The 18,856-nt window shown below is 60.8% G+C and carries 20 protein-coding genes and 1 tRNA gene; 7 read left to right on the forward strand and 14 right to left on the reverse strand.

Annotated elements, in window-relative coordinates; all coding sequences use genetic code 11:
- Positions 1 to 20: 20 nt before the first annotated feature.
- The 4 genes from EGN72_RS02045 to EGN72_RS02060 all read right to left on the reverse strand — a co-directional run bounded on the left by EGN72_RS02045 (position 21) and on the right by EGN72_RS02060 (position 3,787).
- Positions 21 to 611 (reverse strand): outer membrane protein, encoded by a 591-nt coding sequence (locus tag EGN72_RS02045; protein WP_127044985.1) that lies wholly within the window; start codon positions 609 to 611, stop codon positions 21 to 23.
- Between the two features lie 246 nt (positions 612 to 857).
- On the reverse strand, positions 858 to 2,672 hold the full coding sequence (locus EGN72_RS02050; protein WP_127044986.1) for an ABC-F family ATP-binding cassette domain-containing protein: 1,815 nt from the start codon (positions 2,670 to 2,672) through the stop codon (positions 858 to 860).
- Between the two features lie 128 nt (positions 2,673 to 2,800).
- The gene (gene ndk, locus EGN72_RS02055) at positions 2,801 to 3,223 is read right to left on the reverse strand and encodes a nucleoside-diphosphate kinase (protein WP_127044987.1); all 423 of its coding nucleotides are present in this window, start codon (positions 3,221 to 3,223) and stop codon (positions 2,801 to 2,803) included.
- A 93-nt stretch (positions 3,224 to 3,316) separates the two neighbouring features.
- Positions 3,317 to 3,787 carry a DUF2867 domain-containing protein gene (locus tag EGN72_RS02060; protein WP_127044988.1) on the reverse strand — a complete coding sequence of 157 codons (471 nt, stop codon included), beginning with the start codon at positions 3,785 to 3,787 and terminating at the stop codon, positions 3,317 to 3,319.
- Positions 3,788 to 3,925: 138 nt separating this feature from the next.
- Between EGN72_RS02060 and EGN72_RS02065 the strand changes: the two genes are divergently transcribed.
- From EGN72_RS02065 to EGN72_RS02075, 3 genes are all read left to right on the forward strand, one after another.
- Positions 3,926 to 5,770, forward strand: coding sequence for an ABC-F family ATP-binding cassette domain-containing protein (locus tag EGN72_RS02065; RefSeq protein ID WP_127044989.1), 1,845 nt, complete (start codon positions 3,926 to 3,928; stop codon positions 5,768 to 5,770).
- A gap of 89 nt (positions 5,771 to 5,859) precedes the next feature.
- Positions 5,860 to 6,474, forward strand: a complete 615-nt coding sequence (locus EGN72_RS02070) for a MarC family protein (protein ID WP_127044990.1) — start codon at positions 5,860 to 5,862, stop codon at positions 6,472 to 6,474.
- Between the two features lie 43 nt (positions 6,475 to 6,517).
- Positions 6,518 to 7,093 (forward strand): TIGR02281 family clan AA aspartic protease, encoded by a 576-nt coding sequence (locus EGN72_RS02075; RefSeq protein WP_127044991.1) that lies wholly within the window; start codon positions 6,518 to 6,520, stop codon positions 7,091 to 7,093.
- Positions 7,094 to 7,102: 9 nt separating this feature from the next.
- On the opposite strand, the gene EGN72_RS02080 is transcribed toward EGN72_RS02075, so the two are convergent.
- The 10 genes from EGN72_RS02080 to EGN72_RS02125 form a co-directional block, all read right to left on the reverse strand.
- A tRNA-Arg gene (locus EGN72_RS02080) sits at positions 7,103 to 7,179 on the reverse strand.
- Between the two features lie 71 nt (positions 7,180 to 7,250).
- Positions 7,251 to 8,471 (reverse strand): cysteine desulfurase, encoded by a 1,221-nt coding sequence (locus EGN72_RS02085; RefSeq protein WP_127044992.1) that lies wholly within the window; start codon positions 8,469 to 8,471, stop codon positions 7,251 to 7,253.
- A gap of 3 nt (positions 8,472 to 8,474) precedes the next feature.
- Positions 8,475 to 9,068, reverse strand: a complete 594-nt coding sequence (locus tag EGN72_RS02090; protein ID WP_127044993.1) for a Yip1 family protein — start codon at positions 9,066 to 9,068, stop codon at positions 8,475 to 8,477.
- A 1-nt stretch (position 9,069) separates the two neighbouring features.
- Entirely contained in the window at positions 9,070 to 9,546 is a 477-nt protein-coding gene (locus EGN72_RS02095) for a YIP1 family protein (protein WP_127044994.1), read from the reverse strand.
- Positions 9,547 to 10,830 carry a Fe-S cluster assembly protein SufD gene (sufD, locus tag EGN72_RS02100; RefSeq protein WP_127044995.1) on the reverse strand — a complete coding sequence of 428 codons (1,284 nt, stop codon included), beginning with the start codon at positions 10,828 to 10,830 and terminating at the stop codon, positions 9,547 to 9,549.
- On the reverse strand, positions 10,830 to 11,585 hold the full coding sequence (sufC, locus tag EGN72_RS02105) for a Fe-S cluster assembly ATPase SufC (RefSeq protein WP_127045005.1): 756 nt from the start codon (positions 11,583 to 11,585) through the stop codon (positions 10,830 to 10,832). Before sufC ends, sufD begins: the two co-directional genes overlap by 1 nt.
- A gap of 59 nt (positions 11,586 to 11,644) precedes the next feature.
- Positions 11,645 to 11,956 carry a heavy metal-binding domain-containing protein gene (locus tag EGN72_RS02110; RefSeq protein WP_127044996.1) on the reverse strand — a complete coding sequence of 104 codons (312 nt, stop codon included), beginning with the start codon at positions 11,954 to 11,956 and terminating at the stop codon, positions 11,645 to 11,647.
- Complete coding sequence (gene sufB / locus EGN72_RS02115) at positions 11,953 to 13,470, reverse strand: Fe-S cluster assembly protein SufB (protein WP_127044997.1); 1,518 nt, start codon at positions 13,468 to 13,470, stop codon at positions 11,953 to 11,955. Before sufB ends, EGN72_RS02110 begins: the two co-directional genes overlap by 4 nt.
- A 41-nt stretch (positions 13,471 to 13,511) precedes the next feature.
- Entirely contained in the window at positions 13,512 to 14,555 is a 1,044-nt protein-coding gene (locus EGN72_RS02120; RefSeq protein WP_127044998.1) for a cysteine desulfurase family protein, read from the reverse strand.
- Positions 14,556 to 14,664: 109 nt separating this feature from the next.
- Complete coding sequence (locus EGN72_RS02125; RefSeq protein WP_127044999.1) at positions 14,665 to 15,138, reverse strand: Rrf2 family transcriptional regulator; 474 nt, start codon at positions 15,136 to 15,138, stop codon at positions 14,665 to 14,667.
- A gap of 187 nt (positions 15,139 to 15,325) precedes the next feature.
- Between EGN72_RS02125 and EGN72_RS02130 the strand changes: the two genes are divergently transcribed.
- The 4 genes from EGN72_RS02130 to EGN72_RS02145 all read left to right on the forward strand — a co-directional run bounded on the left by EGN72_RS02130 (position 15,326) and on the right by EGN72_RS02145 (position 18,711).
- A complete protein-coding gene (locus EGN72_RS02130; protein WP_127045000.1) occupies positions 15,326 to 15,985 on the forward strand; it encodes an alpha/beta hydrolase in 660 nt (219 codons plus the stop codon).
- Positions 15,982 to 16,248, forward strand: a complete 267-nt coding sequence (locus EGN72_RS02135) for a hypothetical protein (protein WP_127045001.1) — start codon at positions 15,982 to 15,984, stop codon at positions 16,246 to 16,248. The genes EGN72_RS02130 and EGN72_RS02135 overlap by 4 nt, the downstream gene beginning before the upstream one ends.
- Positions 16,245 to 17,393: an HD family hydrolase gene (locus tag EGN72_RS02140; RefSeq protein WP_127045002.1), complete on the forward strand. Its 1,149-nt coding sequence runs from the start codon at positions 16,245 to 16,247 to the stop codon at positions 17,391 to 17,393. The genes EGN72_RS02135 and EGN72_RS02140 overlap by 4 nt, the downstream gene beginning before the upstream one ends.
- A gap of 103 nt (positions 17,394 to 17,496) precedes the next feature.
- Positions 17,497 to 18,711 (forward strand): NADP-dependent isocitrate dehydrogenase, encoded by a 1,215-nt coding sequence (locus EGN72_RS02145; RefSeq protein ID WP_127045003.1) that lies wholly within the window; start codon positions 17,497 to 17,499, stop codon positions 18,709 to 18,711.
- Positions 18,712 to 18,856 lie beyond the last annotated feature (145 nt).

The following is an 18,856-nucleotide window of genomic DNA, read 5'->3' on the forward strand; positions in this document are numbered from 1 at the left end:
TGCTTAGGCGGTTCGGGCGATCAGAAGCGCATGCCCAGTTTGATCTGCGCGGTATTGGCGCGGATATCGGCGCCGGTGTTGTCGAAATTGTCAAAGCGGTGGTGGGTCAATTCACCACCGATGGTCCAGCGGTCGTTGAGGGCGTAATCCATGCCGACGCCAACCAGATAGCCGGTATCAGAGAAGCCAGCACCGCCCAGATCCGCCTTGGCATGGGCCGCGCCGAGCGTGCCATAGACCAGCGTGCTGCCCAGATCATAGCCGCCCATCAGTTTCAGCTGGGTAACATCGGTCAACTTGTTGACACCGCCAAGGTCGATATTGGCGGCGTTATAAGCCAGTTCTGCCCCGGCGACGAATTGCCCGTAATCATAGCGATACCCGGCATGGACACCCCCCAGCGCGCCATCGCCTTCGAGCCCGGCGGCGGAGGTGTTCACATCGCCATAGCCAAGCTGGGCACCGGCGTAAAACCCGCTCCAATCGGCGCTGACGGGGGCGGCGATGACCGGGGCTGCGACCATCGGTTCGGGTTCGGGGCTGGCAAGCCCGCCTGCAAAGGCCGGGGCGGCCAGCGTGGAGGCAAGGGCGAGGGATGCGATATATTTCATGGGTCTACCTTTCGTTATAAGCCTTCGGACAGTTCCGACTATGGCTTCAACGTGCAGGTAAGCCCTTGGTTCCGGACTGTCAGGCCCCCCTCACGGCGCTGTGAGAGCCTGTGACCGGGCCGCGCCCGTTTCCGCCGATGGCAGACCCGGCCTTGCGCGGGAACTGGCCGAAAACCAAAGAAAAGCGGTGGGTTACGCGCTTGTGTGCACCGCAGTCCTTGACCGCGGCGCGGCGTTGCACAGTGGTCAGGCAGAGGCGGCTTTTTCCTCCAGCGCCATCCATTCTTCTTCCAGCGCGGCGAGTTGGGTCTGGCGCTCGGCCATCATCTCGGAGGCTTTGCGGAACTTGACGGGTTCCTTGGTGAACAGATCATCGGCTTCCAGCAATTCGCCCAGTTTGCTGATCTCGGCCTCCATCTTTGCGATCAGGTCGGGCAGGTTTTCCAGCCGCTTGCGTTCGGTGAAGGACAGGGTATCGGCGCGCTTGGCCTCGGCTTTCGGGGTGGGGGCGCTGGTGGTTTTGGGCTTGAACGTGGCCTCGGGGGCCCATTCGGTATCGCGCTGGGTCATGTAATCGGTCCAGCCGCCGGGAAAGACGCCAACGCGCCCCTGCCCTTCCAGCGCCACGGTGGAGGTGGCGACGCGGTCGATGAAATCGCGGTCGTGGCTGACCAGCAGCACGGTGCCATCGTAATCGCCAAGGATATCTTGCAGCAGGTCCAGCGTTTCGACGTCAAGATCGTTGGTCGGTTCGTCCAAAATAAGCAGGTTCGAGGGTTTCGCCATGATCCGCGCCAGCAAAAGCCGCGCCTTTTCGCCCCCTGAGAGTGAGCGGACGGGGGCGCGGGCCTGTGCCTCATTGAACAGGAAATCCTTGAGGTAGCCCACGACATGCTTGGGCACACCGCGCACCATCACCTGATCGGAACTGCCAGAGACGGCCATCGTCGGATCATTGGTCAGATTATCCCAGAGGCTGGCGTTCGGGTCAAGTTGCGCGCGGGTCTGGTCGAACACCGCGATATCGAGATTGGTGCCAAGGGTGATGGAGCCTGAATCGGGTTGAATTTCGCCGGTCAGCATTTTCAACAGCGTGGTTTTGCCGATGCCATTGGGGCCGACAAAGGCGATACGATCACCGCGCAGCACGCGCAGATCGAGGTTGTTGACGATTTGGGTGTCGCCAAAGGCCTTGCTGATGGCTTTTGCCTCTACCACGCGCTTGCCCGAGTTGGTGCCCGATTCCAAGGCGAGGGCGGCGGTGCCCTGACGGCGGATCTGGCTGGCGCGCTCTTCGCGCAGGGCGGCCAAGGCGCGCACCCGGCCCTGATTGCGTTTGCGGCGGGCGGAAATGCCTTCGACAGCCCAACGCGCCTCGGCCTTGATCTTGCGGTCGAGTTTGTGGCGCTGTTCGTCCTCTTCGGCCCAGACGGTTTCGCGCCATTCCTCGAACCCGTCAAAACCGGATTCGCGGCGGCGGACCTGACCACGATCAATCCAGAGCGTTGCCCGCGTCAGCGCCTTGAGGAAGGCACGGTCGTGCGAGATAAGGACAAAGGCGGTGCGGGTGGATTTCAACTCCTCCTCCAGCCATTGGATGGCTTGGATGTCGAGGTGGTTGGTGGGTTCGTCGAGAAGCATCAACTCGGGCGCTTCGGCCATCAGGCGCGCAAGGGCCGCGCGGCGGCGTTCGCCGCCCGAGGCAGAGGCGACCGGGGTTTCGGGATTGAACTTCAACCCTTCGGCCACCATCGCAACTTTGTATTCCTCGCCGTCCGGCAAGGTGGCGGCGGCGTAATCGCCCAAGGTTTCAAAGGCGGAGAGATCGGGGTCTTGCTCCATATAGCCGACGGTGACACCGGGGGGGACCACGCGGCTGCCGGCATCGGCCTCGACCAATCCGGCCATCACCTTCATCAAGGTGGATTTGCCCGAACCATTGCGCCCGACCAGTGCCACGCGATCACCGGGATGCACGACGAGATCGAGATTGTCGAACACAGGGTCGCCGCCGAAGGTCAGCGAGATACCGGAGAGTTGCAAAAGCGGGGCGCGGGCCATGGGGTTCTACTTCGGCGATTGCCATAATGGCAGAGGCCGGGGGTTTTGCACCCCCGGACCCCCGCAGGATATTTTTAAATAGATGAAAGCGCTGCGAAGGGGGCGGCGCGTTGGCCGCCCCTGTCGGGTCAGCCGACCAGTTCGAGGCCGGAGAAGTAGAAAGCGATTTCGCGGGCGGCGGCTTCCGGGCTGTCGGAGCCGTGGACCGAGTTTTCGCCAACCGACAAAGCGAATTCCTTGCGGATGGTGCCATCAGCCGCATTGGCCGGGTTGGTGGCGCCCATGACTTCGCGGTTTTTCAGAATGGCGCCTTCGCCTTCCAGCACCTGAACGATGATCGGAGCGGAGGACATGAATTCAACCAACTCGCCATAGAAGGGACGCTCGGCGTGTTCGGCATAGAACGCGCCGGCTTGGGCGGGCGACAGGTGGATGCGCTTTTGCGCCACGATGCGCAGGCCAGCTTCCTCGAACTTGGCGTTGATCTTGCCAGTCAGGTTGCGGTTGGTGGCGTCGGGTTTGATCATCGACAGGGTGCGTTCTACGGCCATGGTTTTCTCACTTTGATATGCGCGGGGATCCGCGTGATGTTTGTGGCCGCCTGCTATCATGGGTGGGCTGGCTTGAAAAGGCCTGCGATGGCGTCACTTTTGAGACAGCTCTGCCGCCAGTTTCCGCAAAATCCACCAGACGATCACCTTATGCGCCAGTCCCACGGGCAGCATATAGGCGCGGCCAAAGCGATTATGAGTTATGACCGAACTGGTGATCGTCAGGATTTGGTCATAGGTGGTCACGGTGGTCATCACATCCAGATGCCGGTCACGCGCGGTCAGCACCAAAAGCTGATCGGTGATGTCCTCGACCAGAAAAAAATCGAGCCGGTCGCCCCTTTGCACATTTGCGCGCTGCGTTCCCGAAAAACCGATGATCGGGGTTACACCGAACAGCCCCGAGATACGATCCCGTAGCCACATCGCCGCGGCCATGCCGGGCACAGGGTTGCGCATGGCGATGTTCCACGCCTCCAGCGCGGTGATGGCCCGCGGCAAGGTCAGCGATTGGGCATTATGGTAATCCAATTGTTCAGCTGGGGCGACAAGGGGGATATGCATTGTTGTCGGGCTTGCTTTGCTCTCGGGATGCCTTCCAGTCTGGCATGCATCAACAAGCGCCGCAACGGCTGCGGATAATTCCTGTTGCCCGGTGCAGACGGATTGACCTTCCGCGCTGCGTAAGGCATGGCGTGGCCCATGTTGCGCATATCAGATATCAGCTATTCCGTCGAAGGCCGCCCCTTGCTTGTGGGTGCCTCTGCTACCATTCCCACCGGCCATAAGGTCGGGCTTGTGGGCCGCAATGGCGCGGGGAAAACCACGTTGTTCCGCCTGATCCGGGGGGAGTTGGCGCTGGAGGGGGGCGATATTTCCATGCCTGCGCGGTCGCGCATCGGGGGGGTGGCGCAAGAGGTGCCATCGTCCTCGACCACGTTGCTGCAAACCGTGTTGCAAGCCGATACGGAACGCGAGGCGCTGTTGGCCGAGGCGGAAACCGCCACCGACCCGCACCGCATTGCCGAGGTGCAGGCGCGATTGAATGACATTGACGCCTGGTCTGCCGAAGGGCGCGCGGCGAGCATTCTGAAGGGTCTGGGCTTTGACGCCGAGGCGCAGTTGCGCCCCTGTTCGGATTTCTCGGGCGGGTGGCGGATGCGGGTGGCGTTGGCGGGGGTGCTGTTTGCGCAGCCCGATTTCCTGCTGCTGGACGAGCCGACCAACTATCTGGACCTTGAAGGGGCCTTGTGGCTGGAAAGCTATCTGGCGAAATACCCGCATACGGTCATCATCATCAGCCACGATCGTGGGCTGTTGAACCGCGCCGTGCAGGGCATTTTGCATCTGGATGAGAAAAAGCTGACCTATTGGACCGGGCCTTATGACCAGTTCGCCCGCCAGATGGCCGAACGTCGTGCGGTGTTGCAAGCCGAAGCCAAGAAGCAAGAGGCGCGGCGCGCGCATTTGCAAAGCTTTGTCGACCGGTTCAAGGCCAAGGCCAGCAAAGCCGTGCAGGCGCAGAGCCGCGTGAAGATGCTGGAAAAGATGGAAACCATCACGCCGCCGGAAGAGGCGCGCAAACAGGTGTTCACCTTCCCCGAGCCGGAGGAGCTTTCGCCGCCCATCATCAATATGGATGGCGTCTCAGTCGGCTATGACGGCCCGCCGGTGCTGCGCAACCTGTCCTTGCGGATTGACCAGGATGACCGGATCGCGCTGCTGGGGCGCAACGGCGAAGGAAAATCCACGCTTTCCAAGCTGTTGGCGGGCAAACTTAAACCTGTGTCGGGCAAGATGACGCAAAGCAGCAAGCTGCGCATCGGTTATTTCGCCCAGCATCAGGTGGATGAGTTGTTCATTGATGAAACCCCCTTGCAGCATTTGCAACGCATGCGCCCTGCCGAAGGGCAACCACGTCTGCGGGCGCGACTGGCGGGGTTTGGCTTGCTGGCGGACCAAGCGGAAACCGTGGTCGGGCGTTTGTCGGGTGGACAAAAGGCGCGGCTGTCGCTGCTGCTGGCCACACTGGAGGCGCCGCATCTGCTGATCCTCGACGAACCGACCAACCACCTTGATATGGAAAGCCGCGAAGCGCTGGTTGAGGCACTGACGCAATATTCCGGCGCGGTGGTGCTGGTCAGCCATGACATGCACCTGCTTGGGCTGGTCGCCGACCGCTTGTGGCTGGTCAAAGGCGGCGCGGTGGCCCCCTATGGTGAGGACTTGGAAGCCTATCGCAAGCAGCTTTTGGCGGGCGATGAGACGGCAAAGCCTGCCAAACCCGTTGAAAAGCCGAAGAAAGCCAGCCGGGATGAGGTGATGGCCCTGCGCGCCGAGGTGCGCAAATGCGAGGAACGTCTGGTCAAGCTGAACGATATGCGCGACAAACTGGCCAAGAAACTCGCCGACCCGGCCCTGTATGAGCCGGAACGTCTGGGCGAGATGGAAACCTGGCAAAAGAAATATGCCGAGGTGATGGAAGGGCTGGACAGGGCCGAAGCCATGTGGCTGAAAGCGCAGGAAAAACTGGAAGCTGCGGCGTAATTTTCGAATTTTCTTTGAAAATTCGGTTTTAGGTATTTGAGCCAAGATGAAGTCAGGCGACAGTATATGTCCTGACCGGAAGGGTTTTTATGGAAACCACGTTTTTGATCACCGCTTTTGCCACGCTCTTTGTGGTGATCGACCCGCCGGGGTTGATTCCGATGTTTATCGCGCTGACCCCCGGCATGACCGCCGAACGGCGGCGGGTGATCGGGGCGCGGGCCTGTGTGATTGCGATTGCGATCCTGACGCTGTTTGGCCTTTTGGGAGAGGCGGTGCTGGGGTTCATCGGTATTTCCATGTCGGCCTTTCGCATCGCGGGCGGGATTTTGCTGTTTCTGACCGCGCTGGACATGCTGTTCGAACGCCGCACCCAGCGCCGCGAGGGGCAAGCCACGGTGCATGACCACGACCCATCGGTCTTTCCCATCGCCATTCCCTTGATTGCCGGTCCGGGGGCGATTGCCACCATGATCTTGCTGGTGGGGGAGGCAGGCAGTTGGCAAGGCACCTTGGCCGTGCATCTGGTCATGGGCGTTGTGGTCCTGATGGCCTTTCTGCTGTTCCTGATCGCAGGCCCGTTGGAGCGCGCCTTGGGCCGCACCGGTACTGTGGTAATCACCCGGCTTTTGGGGATGCTGCTGGCCGCCCTTTCGGTGCAATTCGTGATTGATGGCATTATCGGCACCGGGTTGATCGGCTGACCGCCCTGCCCCATATCGGTCAGGTGAATTGGTGGAGACAGTGATGGACGGCGAGATTTTTGGCCGCGTGGTGTATCTGGGTATCCTTGTGGTGGCCGTTGGCAGCTATCTGCTGGTGGAATTTCGTGGCCGCATGGGCCAAATGGCGCGGGGCCTCATGTCTTGGGGCCTCATCATCGTCGGGCTGATGGCGGGCTATGGGCTGTGGCAGGATATGGGCCAAAGCTTTGTGCCGCGCCAGATGGTGGAGGCCAGCGGCGAGGTGGTGCTGCCCCGCGCCCGCGATGGGCATTACTACCTGTCCCTGGATATTGACGGCACGCCGGTGGATTTCATGGTGGATACCGGGGCCTCTGGCGTTGTGCTGACGCAAGAGGACGCGCGCAAACTGGGGATCGACCCGGAAGGCTTGGTCTATCTTGGCAGCGCGCAAACCGCCAATGGCACCGTGCGCACCGCCCGCGTGACGCTGGAAAACGTGCGGCTCGGCGGGTATGAGGACGACACACTGCCCGCCTATGTCAATGATGGCGAAATGGGCGGGTCGCTGCTGGGGATGGATTATCTGGGCCTGTTCCGCATCGAGATCGCGGGCGAGCAGATGATCTTGCGGCGCTGATCGGGGAAATGGCGCACCCAGCACGATTCGAACGTGCGACCTTTGCCTTCGGAGGGCAACGCTCTATCCAGCTGAGCTATGGGTGCCGATAGCGCCTAGGTAGCGAAAGCCGGGCCGGGTTGCAACGGGTTTATTGCCCCGACCCCGCGCAAAAATCCTAGCCAAAGAGTTCGTGGCAAAACTCCAGCGCGTCGACCAGTTTGTCGGCCTCTTCGGTGGTGTTATACATCGCAAAGGAGGCGCGGCAGGTGGCGCCGACGCCCAGATGTTCCATCAAGGGCATGGCGCAATGGGTGCCTGCGCGCACCGCAATCCCGCGCTTGTCGAGGATGGTCGAGATATCATGCGCATGGGCGGCCCCGTTCAGCGTAAAGCTGAAAATGGCACCCTTGCTGGCGGAATTGCCTTGCACATTCAACCAGTTCAACCCCGCCAGACGGTCGCGGGTATAATCGCGCAAACGGGCCTCATGCGCGGCAATCGCCTGCATGCCGATGCCCATCATATAATCCAGCGCCACCCCCATGCCGATTTGCTGCACGATGCCGGGGCTGCCTGCCTCAAACTTCATCGGCGCATCGTTATAGCTGACGGCATCGCGCGTCACCTCACGGATCATATCGCCGCCGCCCAGAAAGGGGCGCATCTCGGCCATCCGCTCTGCCCGGATAAACATCGCGCCAGAGCCGGAGGGGCCGTAAAGCTTGTGCCCGGTGATCGCATAGAAATCGCAACCCATCGCGGCCACATCCACCGGCATATGCACCGCCGCCTGCGAGCCATCGACCAGCGTGGCCACGCCGCGCGCGCGGGCCGCGTGGCAGATGCTGGCCACGTCGACCACGGTGCCAGTGACATTCGACATCTGCGTGATCGCCACCAGCTTGGTGCGCGGGCCGATCGCATCAATCACCGCCTGCGGGTCCAGATCGCCATTGGCATCGCAATCCACCCATTTAAGCACCACGCCCAAGCGTTCGCGCAGGAAATGCCACGGCACGATATTGGCGTGATGTTCCAGAATGGACAGCACCACCTCATCCCCCGCCTGAAACCGCGGCGCGGCCCAGGCATAGGAAATCAGGTTGATGCCTTCAGTGGTGCCGGTGGTAAAGACGATCTCATCCTCTGACGGCGCGTTGAGAAACCGCGCCACCTTGCCGCGCACCGCCTCATATTTGTCGGTGGCAAGGTTGGACAGGTAATGCAGGCCGCGATGCACATTGGCATATTCATGGGCATAGCCTTGGGTGATGGCATCAATCACCACCTGCGGCTTTTGCGCCGAGGCGCCATTGTCCAGATAAACCAAGGGCTTGCCATTCACCTGCCGCGACAGGATCGGGAAATCGGCACGAATTTTCGACACGTCAAACATCGCTCATACTCCGGCCGGGGCCGCGCCAAAGATCAGCGCGAAAATGAATGCAAGGATGGTCGCCGCCGCAAACAGGGTGATCAGAATGCCGACAAAGGTCAGCGCCAGCGATTGGAACCCGTGCAGCGTCGCCACGAAATTGGTCAGCAACCAGAAAAACAGCACCAGCCCCAACAAACCGACCAGATCAGACATCGGCGGCACCAGCGTTTGCACGACCAATTGCACGATTTGCACACAAAGCAGGATGAATTGCAGCCATGCCACCAGCAGCACCGTCTGGTCAAGGCTGCCCTTGCCGCCGCGCCAACGCCCGACCTTGTGGATCGCATGGACGGAAATCAGCAGCACCACCCATTGCATGATCGCCGTACGCACCGGGCTTGTCATGGCAGCGGCCCAGACATCCTGCGCCTCGGCGGGCATCATCGCAAAGCTCAGATGGGTCAACAGGGTAGAGGCGACCGCCATCAGCAGCAGCGCCATCCAGCCGATCGCCGGGGAAAACCCGATCCGCATGATGGCCTGCGCACCGTCGCGCGGGGCGCGGATGGTATCGCGGACCATTGCCAGCAAGACTGCGGGGGTCAGTTCCATATCAACGCTCCGCCTCGATCAGATTGAGAATCCAGAAAACCAGAAAGGCCACGCCCGTCAGGCTGGTGACAGCCGACAAGCCCGGCCCCGGCCCGATCATGCCCGCAACCAGCCCTTGCAGCAACATCAAGGGCGTCACCGTGACCAAGGCCCAGAACAAGGCCAGCCGCGCGCCGTAATGGTCGCCCTGCCCGCCCGCCAGCGCGCTGATCCAGCGCGTGATCGCGGCCAGCAGATACCACACCGGTATAAGCGCCAATATCCCCAAGGCCATCGCCAGAAGCTGCGGCGACAGCGGCACCTCGGGCGTTAGAAAGCTGACACGGCTGGCCCGCGGCCATTGCGCCACAAAGGCCACAACCATAAAGGCCACCAGCAAGGAAAACGCCCAAGGCTCTGACCGTCCGCGCGCCAGATGCGACCGCATCACCACGCGCGGGCTGTGCCATGACTTTACGATGTCATTGGTAACGGGCACTTACTTCCCCTCGTGCCGGGTCAACCAGTTTTCCATCCGGACCCGGATATCTTCGGCAAGGGTTTCACCCTCAATCTCGGCAATCGCCTCGGCCAGAAAGGCCAGCACCAGCAGGCTTTGCGCCGCCCGTTCCGGCACCCCACGAGAGCGCAGGTAGAACAGCGCCGCCTCATCAATCGCGCCCGAGGTAGAGCCATGGCTGCACACCACGTCATCGGCGTAGATTTCCAGCTCTGGCTTGGCAAGAAACTGGCTGTCATCATCCAGCAACAGCGATTGGCTGATCTGATAGCCATCGGTCTTTTGCGCGCCTGCCTTCACAAGGATTTTGCCTTGGAACACGCCCACGGCCCCGTTTTTCAACACCTTCTTGAACACCTGACGGCTTTCGCAACGCTCGGCGTCATGGGTGATGAACACCGTGTCATCATGGTGGAAATCCCGGTCGCCTACCGCCGCGCCCGCCACATGGGCCACAGCATCATCGCCGGTAAATTCGATGATCGCCTCATTCCGCGTCAACCGACCATTGGCCGTCAGCGTAAAGCTTTTGAACAGCGCGTTTGCCGCCAGCCGCGCGAAGATATGCGTCGCGGCGCGGCGTTCATGGTCGCGGCCTTGGGTGCGGATATGGTGGAAGCGGCCGCCTTCGGCAATCTCAACCTCCATCACCTTGTTGAACCGCGCCGCCGCCGGGCCGTTTTCCAGCACCGTAAGCTCTGCCCCTGCTTCGACCTTGATGCAGTGATGCAAGATCACGTCAGAAGCCTCTGATTTATGAAGATAAATCAGTGAAACAGGTTTCGCCGCCTTGCCCGTGGCGCGGATCAACACACCTTGGGTTGCAAAGGCGGTGTTCAACGTGGCCAAGGGCCGCTGCACCGGGGTTTGCCCGCGCGCTTCCAACACACCGTAAAGGTCCGAGGCCCAGTGAATATCCCCCGCCTCCGCCAGCAACGAGATTTCGACCCCGGCCAAAGCCAGATCATCCGATTGCGCCGCATCAAACACGCCATCGACAAAGACGATGCGCAAACGGTCGATATCGGTGAACACCATCTTCTCATCGGAATAGGTGAACGGCGCCGCCGCCGGGGCCTCGGCCACCGTCAGGCTGGTCGGATCGGTATAGCGCCAGTATTCATCGCGCTTGCCCGGCAGGCCCATGGCCGACAGGCGGGTCAGCGCCTCGGCCCGCAACGGGGCAGACCAGCCGCTTTTGGGCAAGTCCAGCCCTGCGATGCGCGCGCTCAGCGCGTCTTGTTTCGCTTGCAACTGGGCCATTACACCACCTCGGCCAGAATATCCGCGTAGCCGTTCTGCTCCACCTCCAGCGCCAATTCGGGGCCGCCGGTTTTCACAATGCGGCCATCGGCCATGATATGCACGACATCAGGCTTGATATGGTCCAGAAGCCGTTGATAATGCGTGATAACAAGGAAAGACCGCCCAGCATCGCGCAGCGCGTTCACGCCTTCCGACACCAGCTTCATCGCGTCCACATCCAAGCCGGAATCGGTTTCATCCAAGATGCACATCTTGGGTTCCAGCATTGCCATTTGCAGAATTTCGTTGCGCTTTTTCTCACCACCCGAAAAGCCCACATTGACCGGGCGCTTCATCATATCGGCGTCGATTTTCAGCGCCTTCGCCTTTTCGCGCACCACTTTCAGGAAGTCACCTGCCGAAAGCTCCTCTTCGCCGCGCGCCTTGCGCTGCGCGTTCACCGCGGTGCGCAAAAAGGTCATGTTGCCCACGCCGGGAATTTCGACCGGATATTGAAACGCCAGAAACAGGCCCGCCGCCGCGCGCTCTTCGGGTTCCATCTCCAGCAGTTCCTCGCCTTCCAGCGCGGCGCTGCCGTCAGTGACTTCATAGCCAGCCTTGCCCGACAAGACATAAGACAGCGTGGATTTGCCCGACCCGTTCGGCCCCATGATCGCATGCACTTCGCCCGCGCCGATCTTCAGGTCCACCCCTTTCAGGATAACCTTATCTTCTTCTTCAAGTTTGACGTGCAGGTTCTTGATTTCCAGCATATTTTCCTCGTTCACATTCCTTGGGCCAGCGGCCGTGTTTCCCGTTGCGGGGGGCCAGGTCAGGCCAGAACCACCGCCGTGCCAGAGGCCGAAACCATCAGCATATTATTGATAACCTCATAGTCGAGATCGACGCCCACAACCGCATTGGCCCCACGCGCCTGCGCCCGCTGTTCCATCTCGGCCAGTGCCGCCTCGCGCGCATCAGCGAGTTTCGCCTCATACATGCCCGAGCGGCCCCCGACGATATCGGTGATCCCCGCGAACAGATCGCGCACGATATTGGCCCCCATGATGGCCTCGCCAGTCACAATCCCTTTGTAATCAGCGATTTGATAGCCTTCAACCGAAGGCGTGGTGGTGACGATCATCCAACCGATCCTTCCAGCGAAATGGCCACCAGTGCCTGCGCTTCCATGGCAAATTCCATCGGCAAGCTCTGCAACACTTCCTTGCAGAACCCATTGACCACCAGCGCGACGGCCTCTTCCTCATCCATCCCGCGACTGCGGCAATAGAAAAGCTGATCGTCATCCACCTTCGATGTCGTCGCCTCATGCTCCACGCGGGAGGAGTTGTTCTTGACCTCGATGTAAGGCACCGTATGCGCCCCGCATTTATCGCCGATCAGCAAACTGTCACATTGGGTATAATTGCGTGATTCCTTGGCCTTAGGGTGCATTGTTACCAAACCACGGTAAGTATTCTGCGCCCGTCCTGCCGAAATCCCCTTGGACACGATGCGCGACTTGGTGCGCTTGCCCAGATGGATCATCTTGGTCCCGGTATCGGCCTGCTGCGCATTGTTCGCAATGGCGATAGAGTAAAACTCACCCTGTGAATCATCCCCCCGCAAGATGCAGGACGGGTATTTCCAGGTGATCGCCGAACCGGTCTCAACTTGGGTCCACATCACCTTGGCCCTGTCGCCCCGGCAATCGGCGCGCTTGGTCACAAAGTTGTAAATCCCGCCCACGCCGTTTTCATCGCCCGGATACCAGTTCTGCACCGTGGAATATTTCACCTCGGCATCTTCCATGATGACGATCTCGACCACCGCCGCATGCAATTGATTTGTATCACGTTTCGGCGCGGTGCAGCCTTCCAGATAGGACACATAAGCGCCCTTGTCGCAGACGATCAACGTGCGTTCAAACTGGCCCGTATTCTCGGCATTGATGCGGAAATAGGTGCTCAATTCCATCGGGCAGCGCGTGCCCGGCGGGATATAGACAAAGGAACCATCCGAAAACACCGCCGAATTCAGCGTCGCAAAGAAGTTATCCGACTGCGGCACCACCGAGCCAAGATATTTTTTCACCAGTTCGGGATGCTCGCGGATCGCCTCGGAAATCGAACAGAAAATCACGCCGGCCTTGGCCAGCTCCGCCTGAAAGGTGGTGCCCAAAGACACGGAGTCAAACACCGCATCCACCGCCACCTTGCGCGGCTCATCCGCACCTTCAACACCGGCCAGAAGCATTTGTTCTTTCAGCGGAATTCCCAATTTCTCATAGGTCGCAAGCAGCTTCGGGTCCACCTCATCGAGGGATTTCGGCTTCACCTCCATGCTCTTGGGCTTGGCATAGTAATAGATGTCCTGATAGTCGATCGCCGGATAATTCAGCATCGCCCAATCCGGCTCCACCATCTCCACCCAGCGCCGAAACGCCGCCAGACGCCACTCCAGCATCCACTCCGGCTCGCCATTCTTGGCCGAGATCAGGCGGACGATATCCTCATTCACGCCTTTGGGGGCGAAATCCATCTCGATCTCGGTTTCCCAGCCGTGCTTGTATTTGCCCGCCATGGCATTCACGGTTTCAATCGTCTCGCGGTCCACGCCTTCGCGAACCTCGGTTTCAAGCTGTGGCATGGCCGTCATCTTGGTCTCCCTTCGCCGGGTATCACGCCCCGGACCCTTCCTCAGCCCCGCCTTGCGCGGTGCCTGTCATAGTGTTTCGCCCAGCTCTCCGCAAAGCGCAGAACCATTTCTTCCGTCACACCCGGCCCGATGGAAATGCGGATGGCCGAAGCCGCCAGCTCTTCCTCCACCCCCATCGCGCGCAACACGCGACTGGCCCGCACCTTACCCGAGGAACAGGCAGAGCCCGCCGAAACGGCAAAACCTGCAAGATCCATCTGCATCACTTGCGTCTCACCTTTCCAGCCGGGGGCGATCAGGCAAAGCGTGTTGGGAAGGCGCGCGGCGTCTTTCCCGACAAAAATAGTATCTTTTGTCAGGGCAGACAATGCCTTTTCTAGAATATTTCTAAACTGGCCGATTTCGTCCCAGACGCCATTGGCCAAATCCCGCGCCGCGGCCTCTGCTGCCGCGCCAAATCCGGCGATGCCGATCAGGTTCTCGGTGCCCGCGCGGCGCCCCATTTCCTGCCCGCCGCCCTTGATCTGCGCGGGCAGGTCTACCCCCCGCCGCAGCGCAACCGCACCCACGCCCTTGGGCCCGCCCAGCTTATGCGCCGAAACCAGCCCCGCGTCACAGCCCAACCAGTTGAACGCCAAAGGCACCTTACCAAAGGCCTGCGTCAGATCACTCACAGCCAGCCCCTGCGGCAGGTCCTGCAAAACCCCGGTCTCGGAATTGGCCAGTTGCAGCGCAGATATCGCAGCCTCGGGCACCGCCACCCGCCCCTGCGCATCCACGGCCAGATCCGGCACACACCAACTCGTCACCGCATCATGCTCAACTTCGGCGCAATGCAGCCCCCGCCCCGCACAGGCCAAGGCCGCGCCTTCCGTGGCCGAACCGACAAACACAATATCGGCCCCGTCCGCCCCCATAGCCGCCGCCACCTGCGCCCGCGCGCGCTCCACCAACGCCTTGGCCGCACGTCCTTCGGCATGCACCGACGAAGGGTTCCCCACCACATCCATCGCCGCAATCATCGCCGCCCGCGCCTCGGCCCGCACAGGCGTGGTCGCATTCCAATCCAGATAGGCCCGCGCCATAACTTCAAACCCATTTCATCTTGGTCAAAATACCTCGGGGGTGAATGGGCCCCGAGGCCCAGAGGGGGCAGCGCCCCCTCACCCGGCCCCCTTGCCCAATCGAGGCGTGTTACTCCTCGTCCACCACCGCAAACAAGGCAGGCACCGCCGGGCAGGGCTGCATTTCATTGCGGATCACATCCGACAACCGCGTCTGGTGCAAGAACACATAAACATGCGCCGACAGCCCTTCCCACAACCGGTTGCTCAAACTCTGCGCCCGGCTGCCCGACACCCCGCCCGAGGCCCCGGCCCCCGCATGCATCGCGCTCACCGTTTCCTCCACCGCTTCCATGATCTCGCTGATCCGGATATCCGACGGCGCGCGCGCCAGCTTATAGCCGCCCCCCGGCCCGCGCACGGCCTCCACCAGCCCCGACCGCCGCAGCTTCACGAACAACTGCTCCAGATAGGGCAGCGAAATATCCTGCCGCTTCGAGATTTCCGACAGCGATACCAACCCCTCTGCCCCCGGCTTTTGCGCCGCCAGCGCCAGATCGGTCAGCGCAACCATGGCATATCGCCCCTTGGTCGAGAGTTTCATCGGCTTTCCTCACCCCTTCGGGGCCCATTTCCGGGCCAAATACCACCAAACAGATTGACCTGCACCGACAGGCCGCTTAACTCAAACCTGATCGCAGGCCAAGCACGGCCTGTTTTGAACCGTTCTAAATATGCGCCGGGCATTTGTCCACCAAAGCCCGCCGCAGGAAAGTGACAAGGCGAGCACGATGCCCGAAGTAATCTTTGCCGGCCCCGAAGGCCGTCTCGAAGGCCGCTACCACCCCCAGAAAGAACGTGACGCCCCGATTGCCATCGTGCTGCATCCGCATCCGCAATTCGGCGGCACGATGAACAACAAGGTCGTCTATAACCTGCATTACGCCTTCTACAAACTGGGCTTCACGGTTCTGCGGTTCAACTTCCGCGGCGTGGGCCGCAGCCAGGGCGAATATGATCAAGGCATCGGAGAGTTGTCCGACGCCGCCTCGGCGCTGGATTATCTGCAATCCATGAACCAGAACTCCAAGCATTGCTGGGTCGCGGGCTTTTCCTTCGGGGCATGGATCGGCATGCAACTGCTGATGCGCCGCCCGGAAATCACCGGTTTCATCTCGGTCGCGCCGCCGGCCAATATGTATGATTTCTCCTTCCTCGCGCCTTGCCCCTCCTCGGGGCTGATCATCAATGGCACCGCCGACAAGGTGGCCCCGCCAAAAGATACCACCAGCCTCGTGAACAAGCTGCACGAGCAGAAGGGAATCACCATCACCCACACGCAGATCGAAGGCGCGGACCATTTCTTCAAGGATGAAGAGGCCCATATGACCCCGATGATCGACACCGTCACCGGCTATGTCAAACGCCGCATCACGGAGCAATCACGATGAGCGTGGTCGAGGAGCTTGGCGACGCGCTCGCCAAAACCACGCTGGAGGCGATGGAGCAGATCGACGACGACCGTTTCTATGAAAAGGTCAGCCGCGTTGTCGGGGCCTCCTCGCCTACCTTGCAAGAGGCGTATCTGACCGCCATTCGCGTGCGTTTGGCCGAACGCCGGGGCCGCGAATTCGTGGCTAAAGCGCTGGCCGCCGCCAAATCCGGTGCTGCCGCCCCCGATGCGCCCAAAGATTACGGCTCGGACGGGCATTGACCGCGCGGCTTGACGCTCAATTCGCCTTTCTGAACGAGGCGGACCGCCTGAAATCCGTCACGCGCGCCAATGTGCTGATGGATGGCAGCCGCGATGAAAACTCGGCGGAACATAGCTGGCATGTGGCGCTCTGGGCCTTGGCCTTCCAAGGCTTCGCGCCGCACGGCACTCACCTCCACCGCGTCATCACCATGCTTTTGCTGCATGATCTGGTAGAGGTGGACGCAGGCGACCACCCGATCCATCTGCCCAACGCGGGCCAGGATGCCGCCGAGGCCGCCGCCGCTCAGCGCCTGTTTGGCCTGCTGCCGCCCGATCAAGGCGCGGACTTGCTGGCGCTGTGGCAAGAGTTTGAGGCAGGCCAAAGCCCCGATGCCGCTTGGGCCAAGGTGCTCGACCATTGCCACCCGCTGTTTCAAGTGCTCTGCGCCTCGCAGCCACGCCCCGATCATGTGCAGATCGTGGCCGACAATCTGGCGACAGGCCGCGCCGCCAATCTGGGCCAACGCTGGCCCGCGGCCTTTGATGCCGCCCGCGACCGCCTTCACAACATCACGCCACAACCGTCTGATTTTGAACGCATCCTCGGCTTTCTGGCTGAGGCGGATGCCCTGAAATCGGTTCTCCGCGCCACCACGCTTTGCGATGGATCGCGCCGCGAAAATTCCGCCGAACATAGCTGGCATATCGCGCTTTACGCCCTCATCCTTGCCGATCAGGCCGGGCCGGGCGTCGATATCGCCACCAGCATCCAGATGCTCTTGCTGCATGATCTGGTCGAGATTGACGTCGGCGATGTGCCGATCCATTCCGCAGGCGGCACCGCCCATAGTTCCGCCAATATCCAAGCCGCCGAAGCCGCCGCCGCAAACCGTATTTTCGGATTGCTTCCCAACAGCTTGGGCCAAACCCTTCACGGCCTGTGGCAAGAGTTTGAGGGCAATGGCACCCCCAGCGCCCGCTTTGCCAAATCGCTGGACCGGGTGCAGCCTGTGATGCAGAACATCCAATGCGGCGGCGGGTCTTGGGTGGACTACAACGTGACCTTCGATCAGCTTGAAACCCGCGTCGGCGCCAAGGTCAGCAACGGGGCCCCGGCGTTGTGGCACTATACCCGCGCGCGCTGTCAGGCGTTTTTCCTCTGACATCACCTCAAACTGTATACAATTGCATACCATACCTAGCCAAAGCCCCCGCTTTGCGCTACACAAGGCGCAATTCGAATCTCCCAAACTCCATGAGGACCGCATGACAAAGATCAAAGTCGCAAACCCGATGGTCGAACTCGATGGCGATGAAATGACCCGGATCATCTGGGATTTCATCAAGCAAAAACTGATCCTGCCCTATCTGGACATTGATCTGAAATATTACGACCTGTCGATTCAGGTTCGTGATGAAACCAATGACCAGATCACCATCGACGCCGCCCACGCGATCCAGAAATACGGCGTCGGCGTCAAATGCGCGACCATCACCCCGGATGAGGCGCGGGTGGAGGAATTCGGCCTGAAGCAAATGTGGAAATCGCCCAACGGCACCATCCGCAATATCCTCGGTGGCGTGATCTTCCGCGAACCAATCATCTGCCAGAACGTGCCGCGCCTCGTTCCGGGCTGGACACAACCCATCGTGGTGGGCCGCCACGCTTTTGGCGACCAATATCGCGCCACAGATTTCCATTTCCCCGGCGCAGGCAAGCTGACGATGAAATTCGTTGGTGAAGATGGCACCGTGATCGAAAAAGACGTGTATTCCGCCGCTTCCGCAGGCGTCTATATGGGCATGTATAACCTCGACAGCTCCATCATCGACTTCGCGCGCTCCTCGCTGAACTACGGTCTGGTCAAGGGCTGGCCGGTCTATCTCTCGACCAAAAACACCATCCTGAAAGCCTATGATGGCCGCTTCAAAGACCTGTTCCAGAAGATCTATGAAGAGGAATTCGAAGAAAGATTCAAAGCCGCTGGCATCTATTACGAACACCGCCTGATCGACGATATGGTCGCCTCCGCGATGAAATGGTCGGGCGGCTATGTCTGGGCCTGCAAGAATTACGACGGCGATGTGCAATCCGATACCGTCGCCCAAGGCTTCGGCTCGCTCGGGTTGATGACCTCTGTGCTGATGACCCCCGATGGCAAAACGGTAGAGGCCGAGGCCGCCCATGGCACCGTCACCCGCCACTACCGCCAGCATCAGGCGGGCAAGGAAACCTCCACCAACTCCATCGCGTCGATCTTTGCGTGGACCGGGGGGCTGAAGCACCGCGCCAAGCTGGATGGCAATGACCAACTCGCCAAATTCGCCGCCACCTTGGAAAAAGTCACCGTGGCCTGCGTCGAAGACGGCCATATGACCAAAGACCTCGCCCTGCTGGTCGGCCCCGATCAGAAATGGCTCACCACGATGGGCTATCTGGAAAAGGTCGATGAATACCTGAACAAAGCCTTGAACGGCTGATCCGCTTCATCTTGGCGAAAATACCTGCGGGGGGACGTCCATTGTGCCAGCACAATGGACGCGGGGGGCAGCGCAGCCCCCCGCCTTCCTTCAGGCGCGCCATTGTGCAAGCACAATGGACGCAGGGGCCAGCGCAGCCCCCCGC

It is taken from the genome of Pseudorhodobacter sp. E13 (assembly GCF_003991405.1).
GTDB lineage: Bacteria > Pseudomonadota > Alphaproteobacteria > Rhodobacterales > Rhodobacteraceae > Pseudorhodobacter.